We start from the raw sequence: 22,136 nt of genomic DNA on the forward strand, positions 1-22,136 counted from the left end.
TAGCTTTGTTCAAAATATGAACAAATTTTATGTTCATAATATAAACATGTGAAAATGAATACGCAAAAAATTTATTTTTTCTCTAATTTGAGATTCCTGCGTAACCGAAGGAAACTCACTCAGGAACAGGTTTCTGTGGCTTTGGGTATTCACAGAATAAAATATACCAACCTTGAAAATGGTAAAACCAAATCCCCCAGCATGGACGAGCTGCTGAAGCTGTCAAGGTTTTACCGGCTCAGCATTGATACGTTGTTACAAATTGACCTATCCAAAATTGGTGAACTGAAGCTGCGAGAACTGGAGAACGGTGACGATATATACATTAAAGGGGGGAACATACGCGTCCTGGCAATTACTGTTGATCCAAATAATAACGAGAACGTGGAGTATGTTCCTATCAAAGGACGCGCCGGTTATGCTGCAGGTGGATTTGCCGATATAGAGTTTTTAGCGGAGTTGCCGAAATACTCACGTCCCGACTTACCGAAATTTGGCACTTATAGAACTTTTCCTATTGAGGGAGATTCCATGCTTCCTTTCCCTGAAAAAATGGACGTTACGGGAAGGTTTATAGAAGACTGGACGAACATAAAAGAAGGAACCCTCGCCATTGTAGTTTTAAATGGCCAGGATATTGTATTTAAGGAAATTGCTGTTTTAGAGGATAGGCAATTAGTATGTAGATCGTGGAATAAGACCTATACGCCATTTACGGTACCGTTTGAGGATATTTGTGAAATATGGGAATATCATTCATTTGCAACCACAGTAATACCAGAAATGCCTGCTGATTTACAGATTGTCCTATCAAGGCTTGAAAAAATCGAAGCGAAAATTGACACCCATAATCATTAAAAATAAAGCCGCAGATTATGCGGCTTTTACGTTATGGGCTAGCAGAATTCATTTTTTTTACCAGATCCCTTACAAGGTATCCGACCTTATACACAAAGGTTCTTTCTCTCCAACTTTGACTACTAATTAATCTGTAATGATCAAATCCAAGTACATGCATGTATTCATGTGCATAATGACCAGCTAATGCAGCAATATCATTTGTTGAAGCCCAGTGTTCTAATGCGGATGGACAAATAGCCATAAATCCATCTCCAGCGCCATCAATGCCGATCGTCTGATTCCCAAATATAGATGGATTTTCACAATTATCCTTCCATTTGGAATCTCTTCCATTAACATCAAGGGTTCTTACCCAGAGGTCCACTATCCCATCGGTAGCAGTGCTGTCCGTCGGAACTGTTTTCTCTTTCGCCTGCATTATAATCTCATATAGTTTCTCGGGCGTATAACCCTGAGTCTTCTCAGCCTTCATCGTCTTAATACCCTCTCTAAATTCATCGGAATTGAGTACCAGTTCCAATGCCTTAAAAGCTTTTTGGGCAAACTCGGTATACTGTCCGTAGCCAACAACAGAGTGGGCCTTAACCGTTATCTTCTGGCTTAAGCATATCTGGACAGGAAATAATAACCCAAGGGCAAAAATGATTTTTTTCATATGAAAACAGTTAAATGTACATAATAACACAAATTCCAAAAGCTTGTTTGACGTTATCAGAGCCATTTTGACCATCAGTAGTCTTTTGGTGTTCATACACAACGGGATTCCATACCAAAAAGCTGATAGTCAATACTCCGTTTACGCACACATTTTTTTAAAAACAGTTATACACTAAATAAACTCCACCCCAAAAATGTGTTCTTTTCAAATCGGTTTTCAATTCTGAGGTTCGCCCGGAATTAATTGCCCAGGTAATGTCCATAGAGCGGGAATTATTAAATGGTATGTGGCATTGTATTCCTGTATTCCATTCGAGAATCCAGGGATTGGTTTGCTTCCAGGAGAGTTCATGAACCGATGACCTAAGTGGCGTACCGTGCAACATTGCATTATAGGCCATGAATGTTGGTCGTGCTGCAGCAAAGAGATATATTTCCCACAGTTCCTTTTTCGGACTACCATATATTTGATTCATGTTTCCTAGTGGATTGAAATTCTGAACCCATTTTCTGGAATCTAAAAATCCAAATCTTACCGTTGCCATACCATGAACTTGGGTATAATATCCTACGGAACTACCACCCCCGACTTTAAGATTAAAGTAGGAACGCTCGCCGTGCTCAATATTTGCATTGCCAATGATCAGTTTCTCCAAATCTGCAGAATAAAGGAAGACCGGAGAAAAACCGTTGGCAATTTGGTTATGCCAACCCTCCGGATTATAAGGAGAATGCGTATTATGATCATTCATCACCTTATGTATTCCCGTCTGTACCCATTTTCCTATGGGAAGGCCCAAAGCTCCAATATTTAGTTCAGTGTGGAACGCCGTTCCCTTATTTGCGTTAACATACCCCCTTCTGGTGGACAGTCCTAAAAGAAATGCATATGGCCGGTCATTGTAAACCGGATCTTTGGCCCTCAGGTTGTCAGGAGTGAATGCAACACCATTAACCATCCATGATGGATCAATCGGTACAATATCATCATGCGCAGTATTGCTTTTGCCCAGTATCCATTGATCCAGTTTTCTAATTGGATAAAATACGGGGGAGTTTATGTAATTGGAATTGGAGAATCCAAACCCTAGTCCTAATGTATAATTCTGATCAGTTGCGGAGGGAAATAACTGGAGCGGATTGATATCTTCATCCAGGTATAATCGAAATGACTTCCGCTTGTTTTGCTCTTTATTCGCCGCTTCTTCCTGGCAATAACTACAAAAGGAGATTAGCAAACAAAACACGGTGGTATAAAATTTATTTGCGATCATAAAATGAGATTAAGGAAAAGTAAAGGATGATTTAATGATATCTTACAACATAAAAGAGTTAGTAAGTTTCTTTGCACTACCGCTAAATTTAAATCCCATTTCAGATCGCAACCCTATGGATATGATTCTAGTATTCTGAAATGAATTATACTTATCTGAGTTTAATAGGCCGCGCCATTCTATATATAGGTATGTCGGCATTTTTGATGGAATATTAGTCAACTTGGTTTGTAGATTTAGATTCAAATATTGGATATCCGTGGCATCCTTACCAAATATGGATCGAAAAGCACTACTGGATTCTGAAATAGAATTATGCCATCCATAGGTATACTGAACACTAAAGGTAAACTTATCCTTGAATTGGATTGCTCCGATAGTACGGAGATTATGTTGAGCAACAGTTACGGTAGTATCAGCAAAATTAGAAATCAGTTTGTATCCAAAATTTATCGGTGCAAGCATGAAAGAAAAGCCTTCTTTATTCTCATATCTATAGGATAAATCCACTTTAATTCCTGCAACTCCTGGAAGCATTAATCCTGGAATATATGATGAGGAACCCCTCATATTAATTTGTCCACCAGCATAAGGCTGGATCTCCAACGCAATTTTTGACTTTTCCTTTAACTTCCATTGTTCTATCCAGCCATAATTTACAATAGGGGTTAAATTGGACAGTCCCTTATTATTCCCTGAAAAATTGAAAGAAAGGAGTGCATTTAATGCATGAAATGAAGATTGATCCTCCTCATCTCCATCATCGTCATCAGAATAAAAAGATAAATTTTGGTTTTGTACTTTTAAAATTGCAACATTTGAAGTTACATGTAGGGTATCAACCTGACTGAATACAGGGATTGATAAGGCACACAAAGTGCATAGTAGTAGAACTCTTTTCATAATTTAGATTAATATGGTTTGACAACACTAATCTAATATTAGAAAAATTCAATTACAAGGATTTTAATGAAAATTAATTCACACGCTTGTACAAGCTTTTTATTGATTGTTTTCTCGATAATAGAATGTTATTGAGTACCTCAATTCTTTAAGTGCTCCGCCCCCATGCTTGCTGGCAAGTTACTTTACCGAAACGGGCTATCCATTTCAACTTAAAGCTTTCCATTTTTATAGAACTTAAAAAGGACCTGCTTTTTGCAGGCCCTACTCAACTCTTATACAGACTCACGTCTCAAATCTGAGATAAAAATAGAATAATTTATAATCCTATTTACAGCCAAAGCCGTTTTTAGGAATTCAGTAACCAAAGAGATTTGGAGTTAGTTTGGATCAGGAAAAATCACAAAATAAAACAGTTCGGATAAATAATTGAAAATGAGCAATGGAGTAATTGAGAAATATTTAAATATATAAATCTGATCACCTAGTTTAAACAGACTTCATTTTTATTCCCCCATTTGTGATCTATAAAAATCATATACCTTTGCATCAGGTAAACACTCTTTTATACAACTCACCTCCTCCTTGTCCAAGGAGGTTTTTTGCTACCATGAATGTTTAGTTCATTATGGTACAGCTTAATACCTAAAAGTAAATAGCCTAGACTTATAAAATCGGCCAAGAGTGGTCAAACTAAAAACAAAACAGGCGGGCATGGTATTCATACCAGTCTTCCTTTTTACCCTTTGTAAGGAACTTGCCGCTCACTGACTACCTCCATCCACTCTTTAAACCGTTTTGACTTCAACTGGCTGACAATCGGCTTTACGGGAACAGAAAAATCCATTTCTACTTCAAGCTTTCCATATTCCAGGGCCTTATACCCCTTGCAAACACGCCTGCTGGTGATGAGTTGCCTGTTAATTCTAAAGAATCCATCTTTTGGCAAGGAGACTTCCAGTTCGTCAAGGGTATAATCTGTTAGTAACTCCCTTCCTTCGATCATCTGCAGCACAACTTTGCCTCCAATGATATAGGCAGAAAGGATTTCGCCAGGATTGACCAGCACAACAGTTAGCCCGTCATAGGCTTTTATAGGACTTTGAGCTCCCGATGATCCGGATTGTACTAAAGGGTTGTGGTTATCGATGGCATTAGCCTTTTGCAACCTGTAGGCATGTACAAAATAAGGAACCAAAATAAACAGGAGATTAAGAAGGATCAACAAAACGATCACCAAAGGGAAAACAAAGATCAGGTAATCCGTTCTAAAAATATTTATGCCATTTATGCCGAAATATAAAGCCGCCATCAGGAAAACTATGACTGCAGGTATGGCTAAACCAAATAATACCTGTAGTAATATCCTGAGTCCTGTCTGGTCGTGCAGCGGGTACTTTCGGCTCAAAACACGATTGATGTGGTAAGTGAATTCAGTTACGGTCAGACAAATAAGCACTGTAACACCGTATTCATAATAGAACTCTTTTGTGAGCAGTCTTTCAAAAATGCTCTGCCTGCTACCCAGTTCTGAAACATATAGTCCCACCGTAAGCACAGCAATAAGGCGAAAAATAAAGCGGTCTAAAATTGTTGTTTCGTTAGTCATAGATAAATTCCTAAGCAAACAAATTGCCAAAGGCATAATTATTGTATTAATATTTTATTTAAAATATCAATTATGCCAAAACTAACACCAGAGGGAGTTGGAGAAGTCTCTGCAAGCCTCTATTCAATGACAGATGCTGAACTTATCGCACAGACAGACCAGGTTGCATCGGATTATGTATCATGGATGACGAGCAGATTTGAATTAACCGCTGCTCAAATTGAATACCTTGCCTCTGCACCACACAAGGTACAGAAATTGTGGGGTTACGCACTCGCAAGCACTTTGATCACACGTGGGCCGATTGTTTTCCCGGCACTTCCCAGCAATCCGGAGCCAAGAAGGGCAAAGGAATTAAGGCAAAACCTATTTGGAAATGTTAGCTATGATGATGATTCAAAAGAGATGGACGGAGCTATCCAAATGACAATTTCCTCAAGGTTATTGTAGTTTATTCAAGCCGGGTTTCCGGCTTATTTTATATCCTCTATTACAAAAATGACAATTACACTTGCAGATTACAGCAGCAATGCTGATATTTGAACAGACCATAATTGCTACCACGAAACTCATAGACCATTTCCTCAAATCGATTTTTGCCGTATCCGCTTTAATGAAAAAGAACCTGATTGAGCGATGTTTAACGTTAAAAGCCACTTTGAAAAAGATCTTATCGACCGTGTGCGAAATGGTGATCAGGCTGCGTTTGAGCAAATATATGTACAGTATGCAAGGAAGTTGGCCCAACGACTACTACATTTACTTAAATCTGAAGAACTTGCCCAGGATATCTTACAGGATGTCTTTCTAAAAGTTTGGGAAGTTCGGGATCGTCTTGATCCCGAGCTTTCATTTGGTGCCTTTCTCTATACCATTGCCACCAACTATTGCAAAAAAAGCTTTAGAAAAGCCTTAATGGACCAGGCGTATCATCATCACAACACTTTCGAGGAAGCATATTCACCTATCGAACTACAGCTTAACCAAAAAGAAGCAAAACTGGTTCTGGAATCTGCTTTGGACAAATTAACGCCCAGACAAAAGGAAGTATTTACCCTCCACAAGATTGAAGGCCGCAATTACAAAGAAATCAGCGAACTTTTGGGCATCAGCCCTAATACTATCAATCAGCTTATGCAGCAGGCCAATAAGCAATTAAAAGCTGTACTGGTGGGCCAATCGCTTTTGATTGCTGCAATTTTATTAAGCTAATAACCAGCATCTTACTGGAAATATTCAATTTTTCTTTATTGCTTATAGCTATTATTTTCTGATTAGGGCTATTTCCTATATATACCTAATCAAAAGATCATGGAGCAGAATATTAAACAGCTATTCGACAAATACGTTTCCGGCGCTGCAAGCGTCGAGGAAACCCGTCAACTTTATGATTATTTTGAAACAACCGGAAATAGCGAGGAACTGGACGGGCTCATCGAGAACTACCTTCAACCTGAAAGACCTGAAGCTGGCCAAACTGCAGAAGAACAACTAGACCGCGTGACTACAAACGCATGGGTAAATATAAAAGCGAAATTGCCAGCGGCTACCAGCAGAAAAAGAAGCATTTTACAATTTAGATGGATCGCCGCCGCTGCTGCAGCTCTGCTAGTAATCGGCATGACCATAACCTTTATGGTTAAAAACAACGAACCTCCGGCGCCAAAGCTCACCAGTAAATATGGATCAGATGTTATGCCTGGAACTAACAAAGCAACCTTAACGCTATCCAATGGACAACAGTATGAGTTAAAAGATAATCAGGCAGGCTTGCGAACAGGCGATGGTGGCATATCTTATCGGGATGGCGAGCAGATTGCTTCCACGGATCAGGTGACGGAAGCCCGAATTCATGTTCCCAATGGTGGAACCTATACGGTAATCTTATCAGACGGTACAAAGGTACAGCTAAATTCAGGATCGGATTTATCGTATCCAACCCGATTTACCGGAAAAGAACGGTTAGTGCAGCTAACCGGAGAAGGCTACTTTGAAGTCAGTCATAATGCCAGCAAACCATTTAAGGTGCAATCAGGGCCGCAGGTTGTCACCGTACTGGGTACGCATTTTAACATCCATGCTTATGGCAATGAACCGATAGAAACTACCTTACTGGAGGGAAAGGTTTCTGTAAATGCTTTATTAAATTCAGCTAAAGGAACAGTACTCACTCCGGGTTTGCAGGCAAGCTTTGAACAGGGACAGTTTAAAGTTAGGAAAGTAACTGCCGACGATTATGTGTGTTGGACAAGAAATTTATTTGTGTTCAACCATTTATCATTACCTCAGATATTTAAACATCTCGAACGATGGTATGATGTCGAAATTAATTATCCATCAAACCTATCAAAGGAAACATACTTAATGGAAATTCCTAAAGACAGAAAACTATCCGAAATTTTGGAACCAATTTCGGACCTCACAGGAGTTTCATTTAAAATACAAGGAAGGAGGATTACAGCAAAACAGCAATAAAGACGTTTCATATGTTTGCCAGGGTACCATAAAAATGCCGGGATTGTTAGCGCAACCCCGGCGGGTATCGGGTAAAAAAAATAATTCTGACAAACTAACAATTTTAACCCGGATACAAACTTACTCATTGTTGCCCTTATTGTCAACAGCAGTAATCCGTATCCATTAACTAAACAATTATGAATGGATTACTTCATTCTATGGGCGGTAGGTTTTTCAACCCGCAGGAAAGCAAACAGAAGCTACCCTCCTATGCACAATCGATAAGGATACTCACCCTTTGTGTCTCTTTATTCGCCGCGAGCAGCACTATAAAAGCACAGGATATTAATCTCACCGCTAAAAATGAGTCTTTAGAGCAGGTTATTAAAAAGCTGCGTGAACGGACAGATTATATTATAATGGCCCCTAGTTCTATAATGACTAAAACAAGGCCTGTTTCTATAAACCTTAAAGGGGTTACTATTAATCAGGCTTTAAAGGAAATTTTCAAAAGTCAACCGGCAGATCTTGAATATGAGATCAAAGGCAAGAACATCATTATCCGTCAACGGCCACCAAAGGAAAATGATTCTGAAAACCAAAAGCAACAGCCTCCAAAAAGATCAGGCCGCATACTTGATCAGGCTGGAAATCCCCTCGCAGGCGCTACCATCTCCTCAGCCAATGGATTAGCTACAAGTTCCACGGGATCAGGAGCTTTTGAAATTGCCGTAAACGATGGGGAGCGACTTAGTATTAAGATGCTGGGATTTGAGCCACAAATTATTGAAGTTAAAGGCAGTATCGGGGATATTCACCTCACTCCTTCCAATATTGTAATGGAAACTGCGGATGTAATCAATACCGGATATCAATCTATACCTAAAGAAAGAGCGGTGGGCAGCTTTGTTCAAGTAGATAATAAGTTACTTAACCGTTCTGTTTCGACAAATATATTAGATCGGTTAAATGGGATCGTCCCAGGACTTGCCAAAGATGAAATCGGCAATTTTAATGGGGAAATTCAGACCAATCCTAATAACCGCTCTTCCGGACTAACTATAAGAGGGAAAAGTACGTTGCTTTCCTCTACTGATCCGCTGATCGTTTTAGACAACTTCCCGTTTGAAGGAGAACTGTCTTCAATCAATCCAAATGACATTGAAAATATTACCATTTTGAAAGATGCAACTGCAGCATCTATCTGGGGTGCCCGATCCGGCAATGGTGTAATCGTGATTACCACAAAACGTGGGAAGCAAAATGAAGCCATTAAAATAGACCTCTCGTCTAATGTTACCGTTGCAGACAGGCCGGATGTATACTACAATCAAAACTTTCTTTCATCCAAAGATTTTATCGATATTGAGCAATATCTCTTTGACCAGGGATATTTCGACTCTGATCTTATGGATAATTCTTCATATCCGGTGATAAGCCCTTCTGTAGAAATAATGAACCTGGTCAAAGCAGGTACCATAACTGATACGGAAGGTCAGAAAAGGCTCAATGTCTTAAGGAACTTAGATGTTCGAAAGGATTGGGACAGATACATCTATCAAAAAGCTTTAAAGCAGCAATACTCGCTAGCTATGCGTGGCGGTACCTCTAATATCACCTATCGTCTTAGTGCAGGATACGATAAAAATAAAGATGAACTGGTTCGTAATGGTTCTGATCGTTTAACTATTAATACGCTCAATACTTATCGTCCCATTAAAAACCTGGAGATCATTGCCGGACTAAATTATGCGCAATCCCATAGTGACTTAAATAACCGATTCAGTCAATATGCGATAAATAACCCTAAATATTCAGGATCTTATCTGCCCTATACAATGTTGGCAGATGAGCAAGGCAATCCACTCGATGTTTTATATAGTTTTAGAGAAAGTTATTTAGCACAAACAATTGAGCAGGGATTTAAGGACTGGAGATACCGGCCATTACAGGAACTGGCCTTAGCCGATAACCGGACTAATGTGAATAGCATTCTTGCAAAGCTCAGTACATCTTATAAAATACTACCTGAATTAAGTGCAACAATCAATTATCAAATTGAAGAGCAAAGAATATCAAGTCGTAACCTACAGACACAGGATACATACTTTGTACGAAATCTGTATAACAAGTTTTCGGTATACAATCCATCGACAAAAACCATTACCAGTAATTTTCCCAAAGGAGATATACTTGATTTAAATGATTATACATGGACTTCCTGGAATTTTAGAAGCCAGGTTAATTATGATAAATCATTTGGAAAACACTCTGTAACAGCTTTAGCTGGATTTGAATCCAGAGAATTAAAGACAGATGGTACCGGACAGACTTTACTAGGATATGATGATCAGTTCGGCACTTCAAATATGGCGCTTGATTATGTCACCTCCTTTCCTACAAGTCCGGCAGGATCGTCTAGACTACCCGCTCCAGCAGGACGCATATATGGAATCACCAATCGGTTTCTTTCCTATTATGCCAATAGTTCCTATAACTACAATGATCGTTATACGCTTACGGCCAGTGTGAGAACCGATGGTGCAAACCTTTTTGGAGCAAAAGTGAATAACCGCTTTACCCCATTATGGTCTGTTGGAGCTGGATGGAAAATCAGCAATGAATCTTTTTACCAATCGGGCTTCCTTCCCTATATAAATCTAAGGGCATCCTATGGATTTAATGGTAATACCTATCGATTTGGAACCGCATTACTGACCGGTCGTTACGGTACGGCGTTACTTACGGGAGCTCCAAATATAACGAATTTGACCGCTCCTAATCCGGAGCTAAGCTGGGAAAGGGTAAAAAATCTTAACGTGGGTGTTGATTTCAGGACAAAAGACAATATTGTTTCCGGAACTATAGAATTTTATCATAAAACCGGTATTGATCTAGTACAACCGACAGGATTGGCGCCCCAAACCGGATTCACAACATATACTGCAAATACCGCGAAGACAAGGACTAAAGGACTTGATCTAAACCTTACCGTTAACTGGTTAAATAATGAACTGCAATGGAAATCTATTGTGCAATATAGTTTGGTAAGGGATAAAATCTTAAAATATGATACCCCCTATTCATCCATTTCAGGTTTCGGAGGAATGGTTGACCGTCCCTTAAATGCGCTATTCGCCTATAAATGGGAAGGATTAAATCCAGAAAATGGGAATCCAGTAGGCTGGTTCGAAGGCGCAAAAAGCGAAGATTATGCATCTATAATTGCCAATCTTAAAGAAGAGTTTATAGTTTATTCTGGGAATAGGACGCCAACCTCATTTGGCTCTCTAAGGAACGACTTTAGTTACAAAGGCTTTGACCTATCTTTTAACATTACCTACTTTTTAGATTATGTCTTTAGAAGAAGTTCTATTGATCCTAATTATTCCTCCATGCTGACGCTTCAACGTCATACTGATTATTTAAACAGGTGGCAAAAACCGGGTGATGAGCAACATACAAATGTTCCCTCTCTTTCCTTTCCTGAAAACTACACACGCACTTATTTTTATCAGCTTTCCGAAGCACTCATCACTCCGGGAGATCATATACGCCTTCAGGATATCAGGCTTGGCTATGATTTAAATAAGGTAATTAATTCCCCGAAAATCAAAATGAATGTGTTTTTCTATGCTAATAACGTCGGTATTATTTGGAGGAAAAATAAAAATGGTCTTGATCCATCAGTGATTAATTACCCGGTACCCCGTACCTATTCCATTGGTATTAATGCAAATTTTTAGACTATGAAAAAGAGAATTTTATTATACATACTGTGCCTGCCTTTCTTTTTAGCCAGTTCTGCCTGTAAAAAAGACTGGCTGGAACAAAAATCAGATAAGGGACTATCGGTACCTCAAACGCCCACCGATTTTCAGGCTATTTTGGACAATCCAAATACGATGAACAGAAGCTATTCCTATGTTGGTAATTCAGGAACAGATAATATTTATATCAGCGATGATGTTGCAGGAACATTACAGGAATTTGAACTCAGTTTATATTTATGGAAAAAAGATATTCCGTGGTATAATGAATCATCCAATCAGTGGGCTTTCCCATATTCTGTAATTGAATACGCTAATATTGCATTGGACGGAATTGACAAATCAGGTCAAAAAGATAATGCATTAAACAATATTAGAGGTCAGGCTTTATTTTACAGGGCATATGCTTATTATAGCGCAGCCCAGGTATTTTGCCCACAATATGAAAGCCAAAGCGCTGGTACAGCATTAGGCTTGCCTATAAGAACCCAGCCAGATGTAAATATGCTTTCCCAGCGATCAAATCTGCAAGAGGTGTATAACCTGATTATTTCGGACTTGAAACAGGCATCATCCCTTTTGCCCGCTACTGCCCCCTATTATACCAGACCAATAAAAGTAAGCGCACTGGCAATGCTGGCAAGGGTATACCTTAATATGCAGGACTATCAGAACGCCAAACTCTATGCAGACTCTGCTCTTTCCCTGAAATCAACCTTAATTGATTTTAATGATCCAAGCCAGGTATCCACTTCAATGGCATTTAGATTTAAAGCTAATGGAGTCGGAAATCCTGAAATACTATTTTATGCATTTAAATACTCCAATAATTTCGATCAGGCTTTTTTGGGTCAGGGAATTCAGGCCAGTCAGGATCTATATAACCTGTATGAAGATAATGATCTTCGTAAAACATTCTTCTTTGGGAAATCTGCAAACCGCTTAAATTTTGTAGGATCCTACAACGGCGCACGGACAGATTTTTCAGGAATCGGTACGAATGAGGTATATCTAATCAGAGCGGAAGCAAATGCACGACTAAATTTATTAGCCCAGGCCAGAACAGATTTGAACAAATTACTTTCCCTTCGATATAAAACAGGAACAGCCCCAACTATAACAGAAGATAATCAGCTAGCACTACTCAAAATCATTTTGAGGGAGCGAAGGAAAGAATTACCTCGTACAGGAAATACCCGGTGGGAAGACCTCAGACGATTAAACCTTGACCCCAATTTTGCTACAACAATAACCAGGACGTACAAAGGGGAACAATATAGCATCGAACCTGGAAGCCCAAGATATGTTTTACCTATTCCTAATAATGAAATCAGAATGAGCGGATTGGAACAAAATCAGAGATAATATGAAAAAGATAATACTACACTTTGTCCCAGCGATACTATGCTTAGTTTCCTGCTTATGGGGATACGGACAAAAGAAACCTGAGAAAAAGCATAACATAAAAGTTAAGGTCGATTATACATTAAATAAACCGGGAGACACCTTAACGTTGTACTTCAAACCACACGAGTCCATTAAATTCCTTCAAATGGCAATTGTGGACCAGAATGGTATTTGTTCATTCGATATGGAACAGGAATTTGAATTTGGATCAATATCAATAGAAAAATACAAGGCGCATAAGAAAAACGATCATAGAATGATCGCCAATCAACTCTACTGGGAAAAAGGGGATGAAATTATGCTCAAGGTAGAAGACAATCAGCTACTCAATGATTATGAATCGAATGCTTTGTTTACCGGTCCAGGTTCAGAAAAGTACAATCTACAGTACGCAATCCGAAAGGAGTTGAGAAAAATATACGACGAAGCTCTTACTACCGAAACTAAAAAATGGACGGATACTGACTCTCTACAATATCTCGAAACTAAGGAATACCGGCTAATTTCTGTTTTGAATACTAAAAAGGAAATGATTACAGCTGTCGTTTATGATGTATTAAAAACGGATATATTAATGAGCAGATATGAACCAATAATTGAGAATTTAACCTACTTAAAGTTAAACAATGCAAAGGAAAGTGCTGAAAAAAGAAAGGAGCTTTTAGACAGTATTCACCGTTTGCTTCTTCCTGTGAAGCAATTTCCGGTCGTTGCCGAAGCAATGGCGGCGTCACAGAAATTTCAAAAGTTTATAGGTGGACTGTTTTATGTGACTGCATTATTGAAAAATAACAAACCGATACTCAAGGAATCCATAGTTGAGGTATCGAACCACTTTTCAGGAATACAAAAGGAATCCATCCTAATATCTCTGTTACAACAATATGGGATAACGAGTGATCAAAAAGAATTTCCCTTACTGAAGAATACGGTAAAGACCTTTCCCTATAATCTATTGCTGGAAAAATTTTTACAACAGACCTGTAGAAATTTGGCCGGATATACATTTCTGGATACCTCAGGTTATAAAGTTGACCTTAAAAAATATAGGGGAAAATACCTACTCATTGATTTTTGGTATATTGGATGTGGTGGCTGCCTGCGGTATTACCAAAATACGCTTTCGCATATAGAAGAAGAATTTAAAGACGATCCAAGATTTGCGGTTGTTTCCATATCAGCAGATCGGGACTTCAATAGATGGAAAAAATCAATACCATTAAACCGTTATACAAATGAACGCGTTATAAACTTAAACACAGGTCCTTTAGCTTATCGCCACAAGTTTGCTGAAGACATCGGTATTGATATTTATCCATTCGTTTTACTTGTTGATCCCAATGGAAACATTCTCGAGTATAATAACATTACCTTAAGGACAACAACTGAATTATTGCGAAATACACTGAACAAATACCTTAACTAAAATTGGAGGAGCAAAAGCTCCTCCATTATAATGCTGCTAACAGACTTAGTTACGTGTTTCAATAACCGTAGCATTACTGTTTATATATGCCTCTGTTTGAGGAGAGCTCATCGGCGATGACGTTTCCCATAGGCAAGGTACGCTACCCTGGTTATTACAATCGGTCGCTGGGCCTTCCTGGAAAACGATTCTACCTTGGGCATCTTTACCAGTATAGTGATACACCAGGGTTGTGGTTTCGGTTTTTACTTCAGGTTTTGCTTTTGCTTCGGATTTTGTTTCAGGAGTACCTGCAAAAGAGAATGCTGTAGCCAGCATCAGAGCGGCTGTTGATAAAATTAATTTTTTCATGTCTTTAAATTTTAAATAATTAAGGAAGTAAAACTTAAGGACCAGTTACAAGGCAACCGGTTTTTAGGTAAGGAAAATTGGGCCTACTCTTTTCTACAGGTTTTCGGCTACGCCTTCTTACGTAAGTATTTATGCTTTAATATGAACAATTCACCTTTAGTCTTTTCACTACTTCGTACAGGTATTTCACAATATTGTGTTAATAAATCTATGCTTACTTGTGCGATTGTTAAAATTTTAACAACTTTATAATGCCTGCGCTTACATCATATAACCCTATCTGCAATATTAGAAAACAACCTATTTTATTGCATTCTATCCTGAAAGACACGTGGTGCCTGGACAAAATTATCGGGTACCAAGTCCATCATCGTTTAATTTTATTTCTCACTATTTAGAGATTTAACAAAACTTCTAACTGATTTCAATACCAAAATTAAAACAGAAAACTATCGAAAAATTAACACGAGAAATTGGACAATTCAACCTTTATGTGAACGGTAGGAAATACTATGTGAACGACATGTTTTGCTATGTGAACGACATAAAATAAATTTTGGCTCAGCAAAAAAGCCGGGCATAATTCCCGGCTTCCTGTTACCAAATTGACTTAGGGTTTAGCCCATGCAAAGAAAAGTAACGGTTGGATGGCCCGTTGCTGATGTGGATGGAGCCTGGTTGCTGCCAGTGTTACTTTTAGCGGCAAACATGAAGACGGAACGTCTTCTCAATGATAATTTGTTCTTTTTCATACCATGTTTAATAATTAAGTATGATATAAAAATAACTATCTACTTACCCTTTATAAATTCTTTTATATGAACGGCACATTTTCCTCTGCGAACAACAACAGGCCTGCTGGTGACAAGACCAGCAAAATAATGTTAGGCTTTATTGTCCTATTATTCCTGACCGTATATATATCTTTGGAGTATCAGCATGTTGTGCAATTAGGCACTGGAGCCAAGATGGTAATATTTCTCCTTTACTATCTACTCGACTTAATATATGTTGTGCTGTCAGTTACGTTGATCCTGCCTTTTGTTACAAAACCAAAAACGGGATTGCCATACAAACTGATTGCGATAGTATTCTGGTTAACGGCTGCGGCAATAGTTACTGTACTGGTAATGGTCATTGCATATTTTATTGCTGGCAAAGACTTATCAACTAGGCAGATCCTTGTTGCTTTTCTGACATCGTTATATCGCCACGGATATCTCTCTGTATATGCCTTGCTATATTTCGGAGCTAAATTATTGCTCCAGCGCAATAAAGAAAGGGAAATGGACAGGAAAAACCTTTTATTGGCAAAAAAACAAAATGCACAACTGGAGTCTCATCTACTGGGAGTACAAATGGATGCGCACCTTATGGTCAATATCCTTAATACTGTGCAAGGCGATATTATGGAAACAGCTCCGCAGTCTTCCAAACTGGTATGCCAGCTCTCCGAAATACAGGAGCATATCATGCTCCGCAGCGATCCGCTATCTGTTTCTACGCTCGCCGATGAGGTAGAACTATTGTTCCATGTCATTGAACTGTACCAGGAACAGGGAAAGACCATTGGACACTTTGAATTTAGCATTTTAAGGGAATTGATGGACTTACCTTTCCCTCACAATCTTATTGTTCCGCTCATTGAAAATCTCTTCAAGCATGGTGATTTTGAGGATGAATTTGCGAGGCCGATTGTAAAGATCTCCGGGCGAACGGACGGACTTCTGATTAATATTCATAACAAACCAAATGAAATCCAATACAAGAAACGACGTAAGCTCGGTATGGCAAATCTGCGCAAAAGACTTAAATATTACTTTCCGGGTCGTTTTGAGCTGCAAGAAGGCATTAAGGATGGTATGTACACCCTCTACCTGAAAATCAAACTTATCGACCATGATTAACTGTTACATTGTTGATGACCTTCCTTCTCAGTTCAAAGTCTTAAAGATCCTTATTGAAAGTACTGAAGGTTTGCAGCTGATGGGTACTGAAACCAGTTCTTTGCGTTTCCTGAAGGATTATCGGGAGGCAAAGCTTGATATCGATCTCCTTTTCCTGGATATAGAGATGCCCGGAATTTCCGGGGTTGAACTAGCCGGTATGCTGGAAAGCAAAACCAAGGTTATTTTTACTACCGGACACAGAGATTTTGCCCTTGAAGCATTTGACCTGGGTGCGGTTGACTATCTCCTTAAACCTATCAAACCTGCCCGTTTTCTGGCAGCTATTGACAAGGTCCGTAACCTGATCCAGAAGGATAATCTCCCTGGTAACATTGCACCTATACGGCAGGAAATCTACATAAAAGGAAGTGGTAAATCCAGCTGGAACCGGATCAATTTGAGTGATATTGAATACCTGGAAGCAGATTCCAATTACACTCAGATATACTTATCGACGGGAAAGATTATGGTCTATGGCACGCTGAACCAGCTGTCGGCGCAATTGCCTGCCGACAGGTTTTTAAGGATACATAAATCGTATATAATCAATCTCGCACACCTGGAAAGTGGTACTGCTCTATCAGTTAAAATGACTAATGGTGCACAGATTCCGGTAGGTAGGGTCTACAAAAATGAACTGGTGTCACATTTAAAACCCTAAGGAACTATTATCTGAATGATTCAGTGATACTGGCCTAAACCTTTGCAATTTTAATTCCTTCGAGAGGTTTTCATAGATCAGAAATTCGTGTACGCGCTGATTATCTGCGAAACATCGGTTTATATGCATGTGAAACAAGTCAGTAAATAGCCGCATTTGATTTCGCGCTTCTACCGTTTTAAGGAGTTTGGTCATGCAGTCAACAAAAAGGGCACTATTTTGTGTCCACGTTTTCTCATTTGAGGCGAAATCGGCATTCCTGGCCTTTTTTAAATATTCCTTATTGATCTGTTTATAAATTACTGTGCTGATTTTATGTTCCGCTGCCATCCAGGAGAGGTTTACCTTAAGCAGGCTTGCAAGACCGGTGTAGCCAAAAATGGATGTCCCTACCCGCTTCATCTTTTCTATTACTGAATCATAAATCAATATGTCTTCCAGGCCAGTGGACAGTATTTCAATCACAGCATTGGAATCTATGCAAAACAGCTTTTCTACGTTTTCTATATCGGCAGTTCCATATCGCTCGAGCTCCCGTTGGTAGGTACAGATCTTAATGTCTCCAATTAAGCCAGATGAAAATAAAGGCTGAGAGAATCGGCCAAAGTCAGTAAATATCTTAAAGTTGTCTTGGAGGCTTTTTCCTTTTATCCTTAAGCGGATATGATTTCCTCCTTCATCATAGCGGATAAAAAACCAGCAGTCTATATGATTATTGAGGCTTAAGATTAGACTACTTATATGTCCTAAAAGATCATTACTTACTGCAGGATGACAATAGATTTCGTAATAGAGCCACTCTCCTCCAGGAATAAAACTTCGAATGGCAGAATACTGTGATTGCAGGCTTTTTATTGGCGCATAAATCTGTTGTTTATGGTAAAAGGATAGCAGGAACTCGCTTTTGAATCCCCGGCCGTTCAGATCTTTTATCACCGGCATTTGTTCTACAATTGCTTCCTGTAACCATAATCTCTGTTTTACTTTCAGTATAGACCGTAAAAGGGATCGATCCTCAATGCTAAGGCTGTCAATCTGTAGCGTCTGATCTGCATATCCGGCTTTAATATATCTACCTAATTTCAAATCTGCTAAATAGCGTTCAAATTCGGAATCCTGATCAAAATGTGGCTTGTAAGTAACCTCTGCTCCTTTTGGTTGCAGAACCATATTTTTAAAACTAATTCGTGGTGTCTTATCCAGTCCTGAAAAGATCCTTTTCCAGTCTGGCATTATACTATGGCGTAAACCCTGGCTCTGCAAATCACAAAACAGCCGAAACAGGGAAAGATCTGAACGGGTATAATTATAAGCAGTAGATAAACGGGGAACAAGTCTTTTCTTAAGGGATGCTGAAAATAAAAATAGCTCCTGTCCTTCCACTTTCAGGTATATATCGGATAATTTCAACCGGGTTGATCTATCTCCAAAACTGAGGATGCCCACCTCGAAGTCGTAAGTAGTTCTCCGTCTATTTATATTGTCCACCGAGGGTTCTCCCATATAGCCAATATCAAAAAACAGTACATCGGGATTGGCATTTTGCTCCGTATTTGCAATTAATTTGCCCAATTCCTGTATCTGATCATCTGCCAGGTTAAATCGCCCACAGAGCGAAGCTGCAGTTGCTCCTCCCAAATGATCTAGTATTATATTTCCGTCAATGATTTTAAATAATGCACTTAGGGTGTTCGGAAGGGGCAATCTTTCTGTTGTCCTAGCGGGCATATCAATTTCCGCAAGATCTATTTGATCAAATGAATTAGTTTTAGCCAGGTATTTCAATAGTTCATTTCCAAATTCAGATTCTTCTGCTTTTCTCCCGGACTCTTTCTTATGCTGTAGGATCTGCTGGACAATTGGGGATTCCTGCAATTGCTGTTCCATATCTCCATAACCGATACCTGTAACGGGATCAAGTGCTTCCATAATGGGAATGGCCTGTTGATCATATTTTTTCCGAAATGCACTGATAAATGTGGCTAAGGTTTCCGTTCGGGCAGGAATACCAATCTTTCCTTCTAAAAATGTAATCAGTTCCTGTATGTTTTTAGTAATTCCTGAATGTATTGATCCTGAATGCAATGGCGCTGTACAGAGTGTGTACTTTTGGTTGTTATGGTCATCTTTCTTTCCAATTCGGGCAAAATAGTCTTTGCCTAATATATTCGGATGATTGCTGGTCAGGATCAGTTGGGAACTAATCAACTCTTCAATCAGTTCCTCGACTACTTCTCTTTCGAGTTCTGCCCCCAGTATTTCCAACAGCAGTTGATCGTAGTTAATGGTATCATCACATTGCTTAAGGATTTGTTCAATTTCGGGATAATAGGCAATCTCGCTCAGCTCAAATCGGTCTCCGTTTCTGTACACATATCTGATCACATCTCCCCTAACATACCATGTTGTGTTGGACTGCAGTCTAAGCTGGCTTTTCGGTACTGATCTCCATGTATCAAGATACTTTTCGGTCTGGCTCCAGTCTGTAAATACTGTCTTTTGTCGTTTGTCGTCAATTATTATACTGCTGACCTTTTCCCTTCGGATTGGACAAGTTCCAACACTGGCAAATGTCCCATAAGGGGTTGGTCGAAAACGGGCACGATTAAAGTATTTTGCAATGGTAAACTGAACTGGCTCAGGTTGTAGGGCAATTTCTGATGCAGTCAATTTCCCGACCAATTCATAGAAATTGGGTGAAGATTCCTTAATGGATAGTTTAAGCTCGTCCCAGCTGTCTTCGAATGTCGCGTCAACAGGGAACTGTGGAATTCGGAAAATAACCTGGTCAAATACTCCAATTTTCATAGCTGAGGATAATTTGAGGGAATTTAAAATTATCCCAGCCTTTGGCTTAATTTGTTATATGAACGACATTTATTTTGATGTAAACGACGGATTTGAGCAAATCAAAAACAGTATGATCTTCCACGAAATAGCGGAAGCAAGAATGCTTCCGCCTGTTTTCACTTACTTATTACTCCAAAATCCGTAGATTATTAGGCTTTTATCAAGCATAACTAAAATCCTCCATCTGATTAATTTTTATTCCTTTTCAATTCAAGATAAGACATATTTTGAAATTAAATATAGATATGCCACTTACCTGTATCCATATTGTTCAAAATAATTTGAATCTTTTGTTCATCAGTAGTTGTTGCGAGATCAAATTCTTCCATAAACTCATCTACGATAGCGGGTTCCACCGTAAATATCCTGGTTAAAGTATCTTTTTCCAACTTATACTCAAATCGGATACGTTCCAGTTCACCTTTCTTTCCAAGAATAACGAAGGTGTTCTCATCCTCCCATTTCATCTCAGAAATTATGCGGTTACCCTCAAAAAAGATATTGTAATATGCGTTTAAAGTGACTATATGATGTTTGCTAATCACACTATCTTTTTCAAGCAATAATAAGTTGTATTGATAATATCCGGTCTCACAACAAATCTCTATTTGAGCTTGGGTTTTTAGCCCTTTTAAGCGATACTTTTTAGAATATGTTATTAGCTTACCCTCCAAAGCATCAATTTCATCAAAGATTTGTAAGAAGAGGTCCCTGTTCCAGTTAAATTGATTAGCAATATTTAAAATACCTGCTTTTATTTTATCAATTAGAAACAGTTTCTTTGAATGACTATTTTTCAAATTGAAATACTCGGTAAAATTAAACGGCATATAATAATTTATCCAAGATTGAATTCCTTTGAATGGACCTTGCACTTCTTCATCAATAAGATTCTCTACAAAATAAATTCTTAGTCCAGAAGCTCCATCAACTCTAATTCTTTTAAAAAAATTGGATTCCAAAAATAAAATAAGCGGCAAAACATCCTTACTTACTCTTTTAATTTGTGGCAAAGTCAAATTTGTATTATTCTGACTACTTGCAAAACATTCAAACGTCATAAAAATTCACTTGGTTTATAGACTGAGTATTTCGTAAGGAAATAAAAAACAAAAGTAAAAAGGTAGTTTATTTATTCTTCTTTGCACTAACTATTCATAGAAAATGAAACTATTTCACCTTTAATGTTATAGGTTATTGTAAGTACATACTGTGTCAACTCCCTTCCAAATGAATAGTCAAAAACTGCAAATGCTTCAGCATTATCCGGGTAAAAGGTAGCTTCAGTTAAATGTAACCGGCTTAGAAGGCTTTGTACATCAACAGTACCCTGAATTAGAAATTGGTCGTTATATATTTCCGTATGATGATGATCGAAGTAGAGAGTTACTGCTTCCGAAGTATTTTCCAAGTAGTTTCTTTTGACAACCTCCTTATTATTTCTATCAATTTCCTGAAGCTTAGTCAAAAATGATTGTTCCAACTTAAATGCGACATTCTTAGAAAAAGTTCTACGACCTAATTTTAGTTTAAGTATAACAGTATCCCCTCCCACTATCTCCTCAATTCGGTAGGAATGATCAGGTTTTAAGTCGGCCTTTTTCCCAAAATATGAAATTGACTGGGCGTAACTCAATACTAATGTGAATAACAGCAACAGGATTGAAATCAATATTCTTTTCATACAGGTTGTTTTTTGTTTAAAACATAAGCTACCACTAACGACAGCTTATGAATATTTCAAATCATTCTTGAGTTAAATATAGATATGCCACTTGCTGGTGTCTCTATTGCTCAGTACCATCTCAATCTTTTGGTCATCCATAGTTGTGGCCAGATCAAACTCTTCCATAAACTCTTCCACGATAGCGGGCTCAAGGACAAATTTCCTGGTTAGCTTATCTTCATCCAGTTTATACTCAAATCTGATACGTTCCAGTTCCCCCTTCTTACCTGAAACG

Annotated in this window: 18 protein-coding genes; 9 read left to right on the forward strand and 9 right to left on the reverse strand. The window is 38.6% G+C overall.

Translation table 11 applies throughout. The features are described 5' to 3' along the window. Positions 1–54: 54 nt before the first annotated feature. Entirely contained in the window at positions 55–858 is an 804-nt protein-coding gene (locus ABDW32_RS03975) for a helix-turn-helix domain-containing protein (protein ID WP_343559607.1), read from the forward strand. A gap of 31 nt (positions 859–889) precedes the next feature. Here ABDW32_RS03975 and ABDW32_RS03980 read toward each other — a convergent pair whose 3' ends face one another. From ABDW32_RS03980 to ABDW32_RS03995, 4 genes are all read right to left on the reverse strand, one after another. Next, positions 890–1,516, reverse strand: coding sequence for a hypothetical protein (locus ABDW32_RS03980; RefSeq protein ID WP_343559609.1), 627 nt, complete (start codon positions 1,514–1,516; stop codon positions 890–892). A 157-nt stretch (positions 1,517–1,673) separates the two neighbouring features. Then, entirely contained in the window at positions 1,674–2,792 is a 1,119-nt protein-coding gene (locus tag ABDW32_RS03985) for a lipid A-modifier LpxR family protein (RefSeq protein ID WP_343559611.1), read from the reverse strand. Between the two features lie 42 nt (positions 2,793–2,834). After that, positions 2,835–3,695 carry a hypothetical protein gene (locus ABDW32_RS03990; RefSeq protein WP_343559612.1) on the reverse strand — a complete coding sequence of 287 codons (861 nt, stop codon included), beginning with the start codon at positions 3,693–3,695 and terminating at the stop codon, positions 2,835–2,837. Between the two features lie 739 nt (positions 3,696–4,434). Beyond that, entirely contained in the window at positions 4,435–5,304 is an 870-nt protein-coding gene (locus tag ABDW32_RS03995) for a LytTR family DNA-binding domain-containing protein (protein WP_343559614.1), read from the reverse strand. 72 nt (positions 5,305–5,376) lie between these two features. Here ABDW32_RS03995 and ABDW32_RS04000 point away from each other — a divergent pair, with 72 nt between their 5' ends. The 6 genes from ABDW32_RS04000 (at position 5,377) to ABDW32_RS04025 (ending at position 14,364) form a co-directional block, all read left to right on the forward strand. Further along, entirely contained in the window at positions 5,377–5,754 is a 378-nt protein-coding gene (locus tag ABDW32_RS04000) for a hypothetical protein (RefSeq protein ID WP_343559616.1), read from the forward strand. A gap of 186 nt (positions 5,755–5,940) precedes the next feature. Continuing rightward, positions 5,941–6,516, forward strand: coding sequence for a sigma-70 family RNA polymerase sigma factor (locus tag ABDW32_RS04005; protein ID WP_343559619.1), 576 nt, complete (start codon positions 5,941–5,943; stop codon positions 6,514–6,516). Positions 6,517–6,615: 99 nt separating this feature from the next. Then, the gene (locus tag ABDW32_RS04010) at positions 6,616–7,779 is read left to right on the forward strand and encodes a FecR domain-containing protein (protein ID WP_343559622.1); all 1,164 of its coding nucleotides are present in this window, start codon (positions 6,616–6,618) and stop codon (positions 7,777–7,779) included. Between the two features lie 179 nt (positions 7,780–7,958). After that, positions 7,959–11,507, forward strand: coding sequence for a SusC/RagA family TonB-linked outer membrane protein (locus tag ABDW32_RS04015; protein WP_343559625.1), 3,549 nt, complete (start codon positions 7,959–7,961; stop codon positions 11,505–11,507). 3 nt (positions 11,508–11,510) lie between these two features. After that, positions 11,511–12,896, forward strand: a complete 1,386-nt coding sequence (locus tag ABDW32_RS04020) for a RagB/SusD family nutrient uptake outer membrane protein (protein ID WP_343559628.1) — start codon at positions 11,511–11,513, stop codon at positions 12,894–12,896. 1 nt (position 12,897) lies between these two features. Next, complete coding sequence (locus ABDW32_RS04025) at positions 12,898–14,364, forward strand: thioredoxin family protein (RefSeq protein WP_343559630.1); 1,467 nt, start codon at positions 12,898–12,900, stop codon at positions 14,362–14,364. A gap of 45 nt (positions 14,365–14,409) precedes the next feature. Here ABDW32_RS04025 and ABDW32_RS04030 read toward each other — a convergent pair whose 3' ends face one another. Beyond that, positions 14,410–14,715, reverse strand: coding sequence for a DUF6520 family protein (locus tag ABDW32_RS04030; RefSeq protein ID WP_343559632.1), 306 nt, complete (start codon positions 14,713–14,715; stop codon positions 14,410–14,412). Between the two features lie 818 nt (positions 14,716–15,533). On the opposite strand from ABDW32_RS04030, the gene ABDW32_RS04035 reads away from it, so the two are divergent. Beyond that, positions 15,534–16,622 carry a histidine kinase gene (locus tag ABDW32_RS04035; RefSeq protein WP_343559635.1) on the forward strand — a complete coding sequence of 363 codons (1,089 nt, stop codon included), beginning with the start codon at positions 15,534–15,536 and terminating at the stop codon, positions 16,620–16,622. Then, positions 16,615–17,325, forward strand: a complete 711-nt coding sequence (locus ABDW32_RS04040; protein ID WP_343559638.1) for a LytTR family DNA-binding domain-containing protein — start codon at positions 16,615–16,617, stop codon at positions 17,323–17,325. The genes ABDW32_RS04035 and ABDW32_RS04040 overlap by 8 nt, the downstream gene beginning before the upstream one ends. Here ABDW32_RS04040 and ABDW32_RS04045 read toward each other — a convergent pair. The 4 genes from ABDW32_RS04045 to ABDW32_RS04060 all read right to left on the reverse strand — a co-directional run. Next, on the reverse strand, positions 17,314–20,133 hold the full coding sequence (locus ABDW32_RS04045) for a thiopeptide-type bacteriocin biosynthesis protein (protein WP_343559641.1): 2,820 nt from the start codon (positions 20,131–20,133) through the stop codon (positions 17,314–17,316). The two genes, ABDW32_RS04040 and ABDW32_RS04045, sit on opposite strands and share 12 nt — an antisense overlap. A gap of 275 nt (positions 20,134–20,408) precedes the next feature. Next, positions 20,409–21,236 carry a hypothetical protein gene (locus tag ABDW32_RS04050; RefSeq protein ID WP_343559644.1) on the reverse strand — a complete coding sequence of 276 codons (828 nt, stop codon included), beginning with the start codon at positions 21,234–21,236 and terminating at the stop codon, positions 20,409–20,411. 86 nt (positions 21,237–21,322) lie between these two features. After that, entirely contained in the window at positions 21,323–21,859 is a 537-nt protein-coding gene (locus ABDW32_RS04055) for a DUF2004 domain-containing protein (protein WP_343559646.1), read from the reverse strand. 72 nt (positions 21,860–21,931) lie between these two features. Further along, positions 21,932–22,136, reverse strand: a 205-nt coding sequence (locus ABDW32_RS04060) for a hypothetical protein (RefSeq protein ID WP_343559649.1), incomplete at its 5' end; no start/stop codon positions are given.

The organism is Sphingobacterium sp. (genome assembly GCF_039596235.1).
Lineage (GTDB): Bacteria > Bacteroidota > Bacteroidia > Sphingobacteriales > Sphingobacteriaceae > Sphingobacterium.

Bases quoted from the DNA above. Each gene is read 5' to 3' on its own strand.
- ABDW32_RS03975 (WP_343559607.1), top strand. From the start codon at position 55: ATGAATACGCAAAAAATTTATTTTTTCTCTAATTTGAGATTCCTGCGT.
- ABDW32_RS03980 (WP_343559609.1), bottom strand. From the start codon at position 1,516: ATGAAAAAAATCATTTTTGCCCTTGGGTTATTATTTCCTGTCCAGATA.
- ABDW32_RS03985 (WP_343559611.1), bottom strand. From the start codon at position 2,792: ATGATCGCAAATAAATTTTATACCACCGTGTTTTGTTTGCTAATCTCC.
- ABDW32_RS03990 (WP_343559612.1), bottom strand. From the start codon at position 3,695: ATGAAAAGAGTTCTACTACTATGCACTTTGTGTGCCTTATCAATCCCT.
- ABDW32_RS03995 (WP_343559614.1), bottom strand. From the start codon at position 5,304: ATGACTAACGAAACAACAATTTTAGACCGCTTTATTTTTCGCCTTATT.
- ABDW32_RS04000 (WP_343559616.1), top strand. From the start codon at position 5,377: ATGCCAAAACTAACACCAGAGGGAGTTGGAGAAGTCTCTGCAAGCCTC.
- ABDW32_RS04005 (WP_343559619.1), top strand. From the start codon at position 5,941: ATGTTTAACGTTAAAAGCCACTTTGAAAAAGATCTTATCGACCGTGTG.
- ABDW32_RS04010 (WP_343559622.1), top strand. From the start codon at position 6,616: ATGGAGCAGAATATTAAACAGCTATTCGACAAATACGTTTCCGGCGCT.
- ABDW32_RS04015 (WP_343559625.1), top strand. From the start codon at position 7,959: ATGAATGGATTACTTCATTCTATGGGCGGTAGGTTTTTCAACCCGCAG.
- ABDW32_RS04020 (WP_343559628.1), top strand. From the start codon at position 11,511: ATGAAAAAGAGAATTTTATTATACATACTGTGCCTGCCTTTCTTTTTA.
- ABDW32_RS04025 (WP_343559630.1), top strand. From the start codon at position 12,898: ATGAAAAAGATAATACTACACTTTGTCCCAGCGATACTATGCTTAGTT.
- ABDW32_RS04030 (WP_343559632.1), bottom strand. From the start codon at position 14,715: ATGAAAAAATTAATTTTATCAACAGCCGCTCTGATGCTGGCTACAGCA.
- ABDW32_RS04035 (WP_343559635.1), top strand. From the start codon at position 15,534: ATGAACGGCACATTTTCCTCTGCGAACAACAACAGGCCTGCTGGTGAC.
- ABDW32_RS04040 (WP_343559638.1), top strand. From the start codon at position 16,615: ATGATTAACTGTTACATTGTTGATGACCTTCCTTCTCAGTTCAAAGTC.
- ABDW32_RS04045 (WP_343559641.1), bottom strand. From the start codon at position 20,133: ATGAAAATTGGAGTATTTGACCAGGTTATTTTCCGAATTCCACAGTTC.
- ABDW32_RS04050 (WP_343559644.1), bottom strand. From the start codon at position 21,236: ATGACGTTTGAATGTTTTGCAAGTAGTCAGAATAATACAAATTTGACT.
- ABDW32_RS04055 (WP_343559646.1), bottom strand. From the start codon at position 21,859: ATGAAAAGAATATTGATTTCAATCCTGTTGCTGTTATTCACATTAGTA.